Source organism: Candidatus Cloacimonadota bacterium (assembly GCA_034661015.1).
GTDB lineage: Bacteria > Cloacimonadota > Cloacimonadia > JGIOTU-2 > JGIOTU-2 > JAYEKN01.
On record JAYEKN010000086.1, the window covers coordinates 1 to 4,666 of the forward strand.

The window sequence follows — 4,666 nt, forward strand, 5'->3', positions numbered from 1 at the left end:
TACTCTTTTCCGTGTTTTTCTGTGTGTTTCGTGGTATAAGTTTTTTGGTTAGAAAGGACGATTGAATGAGTATCATTTTCGACAATATTATGTTTTCTTATGTACCGGATAGAAAACAAACGATATTCAGAAATTAAGATTCAATATCATTTTCCGTGTTTTTCTGTGTGTTTCGTGGTCATATTTTTTACCGCAGGTCTTATCCATAATTAGAAAGGCAGATTGAATGAGTATCATTTTCGACAATGTTACGTTTTCTTATAAAATACCATCCCCGCAGGATGTTTTGCATGAATTTTCTTTTCAGGTCAATGGAGGAGAAAAGTTAGGCATTTTCAAACAAAGCGGGTGGGGGAAATCCACGCTTGTAAAGTTGATCACAGGAGAAGAAAAACTCGAATCAGGAAGAATAATTATTGCCGGTTATGAAAAACAAAATTGGAAAAAAATGTTTTCCAACCTTTCCATACTTTTTCAGGAACCGGACAAGCAATTTGTATTTCCAAACCTTAAAGACGAATATGAATTCTTAACAGAGAATGAGAATAACAAGTCTCGTGGGAAAAAAATAAATACGACTCAAAAAATGGACGAACTTGCACGAATATTTGAATTTGATTTACAAAAATATATTAGTGAAAATAGGACGATATTTTCTGTTTCCAGCGAAGAAAGAAAAATACTCCAGATTCTTTTTACAATTTCCGGTGAAGAAGAATATTTGATAATGGATGATCCGCTCTTGTATTTGAGTGAGAAATCGCAGCAACAGTTTTTGAATTATTTATCTGAAATCGATAAAACAATATTAATTCTTGCTCGGGATAAAAAACCTTTGCGAAAGGTATTTTGAAAAGCAGTGTGAAAACGTTCATCGAAATCTCAATACAAATAATCCGCATTTTTCGCAAAGATTTTTTTTTGGCACCACAACTTGGCTATAAAAATCTTCCAAAAAGTTGCCAAGACAATCCAGATAAAAAAATGTTGGCAGTATGAGTGAAATATTTAAAAATAATTCACAAAAGGTAATTATGAAAAAAATATATATTGTAATTTTTGGGCTTTTTTTATTCAGCAGTTTGTTTGCAAATTTAGCGGATGATTTTCGCTTTGCCAAAAAAATGTATGACGATACTCTTTACGAAGAGGCGATAAATAAATTCACAGAATTGATAGATGAATATCCCACTTCCGAACAGGCAGAGGAAGCGTATCTTTTCATTGGAAATAGTTATTCGGAATTAGAGAAATTTCCCCAAGCTATTGACGCATATACCCATTTTATAAAAGCGTATCCCGATTCAAAGTTACTCCCCAACGCAACTTACAGATTAGCGGAAAGCGATTTTCAATACAAGCTTTATAAAGCCGCTGCCACGAATTATCAATTTCTTGTGGACAATTATCCGCGAAGTCCATTCACATTGCAATCGCTAAAAAAACTGGTTCTTGCTTATAAAAATTCAGATCAGCTCAATCAGGCAATTTTAACTTCCCAAGACATTTTGCGTAATTACCCGAAAAATTCCCAAATTCCGGCTATCCTCCTTATCCTCGCAAATGTTTATCAGGAAAATCAAATGCAAGAAAAGTATGTGCTTGCTCTGGAAAAAATCATTTTCGATTATGAAGAATCGGATGCACGTTGGTTGGCTGCCAAAAATCTCGTGAATTATTATTATCAAAAAGGGGATATGCAGAAAGCTCGTGAGATCGTCAAAAACAATTTAACAGACTTCACTCCAAGAGAATACGAAAAAACATTGGTCCTTATTTATGCAGATATTCTCAACGATTCCGGAGAATATGATTTGGCAAAAGCGGAATTTCAGACTTATTTCCGTAAATTTAACGATGCCGAAAATCTGGATTTTGTTGCCTATCAGATTGCTACTTTGAATTTTAAATTAGGAGATTTTGATGAAACAATCACCAATTGCATAGATTTTCAGAAGGAATTTCCTCAAAGTAAATTTATGTCTAAAATCCATCTTCTCGTTTCCAAAGCATATATGCAAAAAAAAAATTATACCCTCGCTCTAAGACAATTAAAAGAGAGCAATTTTAAAAATTCATCCGAGAAATTGCAATATCTCGCTCAATCTCAAAGAATTGATATTCTTCAAAAGCAAAACCTCTACGAGAAAGTTATTCCCCAATATCTTGATCTGATTCAGCATTATCCAAAATTTGTTTCAGTTGACAGCGTATATTTTCACATCGCCTTTATTTATCAGGGAACTGTCCGGAATTATAAGAAAGCCCTAAATTATTATCAAATGTTACTCACCGCATATCCTCAAAGCAAATTATTTCAGAATGTCCATCTGCAAATGGCTGAATGTTATGAGAAAATCGGACAGTATAAAGAAGCCTTGGACATTTTACAAACTCTTCAAAGCATGGGGCGGGTGAGCGTTGGCAAATCAAAACAGATTGAAGAGCAGATAGTTTATTTAACAAAATTCCGAATCAAAGAGCAAAATGTGGCTTTGGATAATTTGATGAAAAGTTTTCTTGGGTATATAAGTAGTGGCAGTAAAAAGGAAGCAATCGTCTCTATCGTCGAAATATACAGAAAAGATTTAAAACAATTTCAAAGAGCAATTCAGGTTTTGGAGAAAAATAGCCAATTCGATTCTGATCCATCCTTTTTGTTACTCAAGGGGGAAACTTATCTTGATCTTGCCGGAAAATTTGCATACGAAAACAATTCCGATTTTAATCAATATTATTCACAAGCAAAATTTGTGTTCAATACAATTATTGATAAATTTGGAGATGAAAATATTTTTGAAAAAGAATTTGCTGAATTTTATATGATCTCGCTAAATGGGATGCAATATGAAAAAGGCTCGCGCGAATATGTAGAATTTGTCAAACACTCCTCTCTAAAATTTGTCGAAAAATATAACACTTTTTCACAGATTGGAACAGTATATTTCAATCTCGCAAAAGCATTACTTCAATCCCCACAAATTTCTGCTGAAGAGCAAAAAAATATAATCATCTATTTGCAGCAATCTGCAACTCTTACCAATAATAAAATAATCAGAAACGAAGCATATTCGTTACTCGGAAACATTTATCTTCAAAATGAAAGCTATTCTGCTGCCCTCAATCAATACAAAAAAATTTCCGATTTATATAAAAATCGCAATGGTAATTTGCTTTTTAATATCGGTTTTGCCGAAAAGGAACTTAGGCATTGGCAAAAAAGTCTGCAATCTCTAAAACAATTTGTAACAGATTTTAAGCAGAATAAAAATTATTGGAAAGGAATTGAATTGCTCGGTGATATTTATTTGCAAACTCAAAATTATGAAGAAGCGATTTATTATTATAAAATTCTTGTTTCTCAGAATCCTTCGGATGAGATTTATCGAAAATTGCGCTCGCTTTATACGAGCGAGAAATTGTATTCGGATGCTGTGGATATTTCCAATAAAATCAAGGAGAAAACAAATTCCGATAGGCGAAATCTGGCGAATATTTATTTGGAAATGGGAGCAAAGGCAAATGCAATTTTAATTTTGAAAAAATGTATCGAAACCGACTCAACCTCGAAAGAACTATTAATTGACCTTGAAAAACTTGCAAGTATCAATTTTGAAATTGGTGATTTTCTAACTGCAAAGGATAATTATGAGCAGCTAATTTACCTCACGCGTGATTATGAAGACCGAACAAAAATCAAATATCTAAATTGGAATCAGATCGCCGGAAATGGTGTTATCGCAAATTATCGAATCAAATCCCGAACAGGTGCGGAAAATTATCAAGCAATATTTGAAACAACTATCAAGAATAATTCAGAAGTGAGTTCAAATATTTTACTGGAAAAAGGTATCTATTATTCTGAACTCAACCAAGAAAAAGCAAATGAGGTTTTTGATGAAATCATAAAAAAATATCCTTCAGCCGGATTCGGAGACGATGCATATTTTCAGATGGCTTTGATGGCTCTATCACAGAAAAATTACGAATTGGCACAAAAAAAATTGTCAGATTTGATTAAAAAATATCCTAATTCGGAATTAGTGAATAACGCTTATCTAAAACTCGGTTCTATGGATTTCGCTGCTGGAAATTATAATAAAGCGCTCGAATATTACAAAGTTGTTATTGAAAATGATGCTGAAGGAACTCTGGCAAAACAGGCGATAGAAAATTTTGCCCTTACTTGCAAAACAATGGGTGAGTGGATGGTTGCCATTGAAGCGTATCAATTGTTACTGGACAGACTCGGTTCACCTGACCTGAAACCGCAAACTCTTTTTGAGATAGCTTATTGCTATTTTATGGATAAAAATTATGAAAAAGCAATCGAATTGTTCCAGAATATTATTGTGAAAGTTAACGATCCAGCCCTAAAAGTTGAGTCATACTATTGGATAGGGGAATCATATTATGGTTTACAGAAATACGATAAAACCATAGAAACATTGCTCAAAATCGTATATGATTACAGCAGTTACAGCCAATGGTTCGTGAATGCAAGTATCAAAATAGCAATGGCTTATGAGCAAGAAGAAAAATATCAAAAAGCTAAAATGTTTTATGAAAATGTGATAAATCGCTTCGGAACAAATAACCGTTGGGGAAAAGAAGCAAAAAAACTTTTAGATCAATTGCCAACTAATTAATGTGCATCCGTAAAGTA

Annotated in this window: 2 protein-coding genes; both read left to right on the forward strand. The window is 33.2% G+C overall.

Features of this window, described 5'->3' with window-relative positions:
- Window positions 1-226 precede the first annotated feature (226 nt).
- A complete protein-coding gene (locus tag U9P79_02895; GenBank protein MEA2103576.1) occupies window positions 227-853 on the forward strand; it encodes an ATP-binding cassette domain-containing protein in 627 nt (208 codons plus the stop codon).
- Between the two features lie 181 nt (window positions 854-1,034).
- A complete protein-coding gene (locus U9P79_02900) occupies window positions 1,035-4,649 on the forward strand; it encodes a tetratricopeptide repeat protein (GenBank protein MEA2103577.1) in 3,615 nt (1,204 codons plus the stop codon).
- Window positions 4,650-4,666 lie beyond the last annotated feature (17 nt).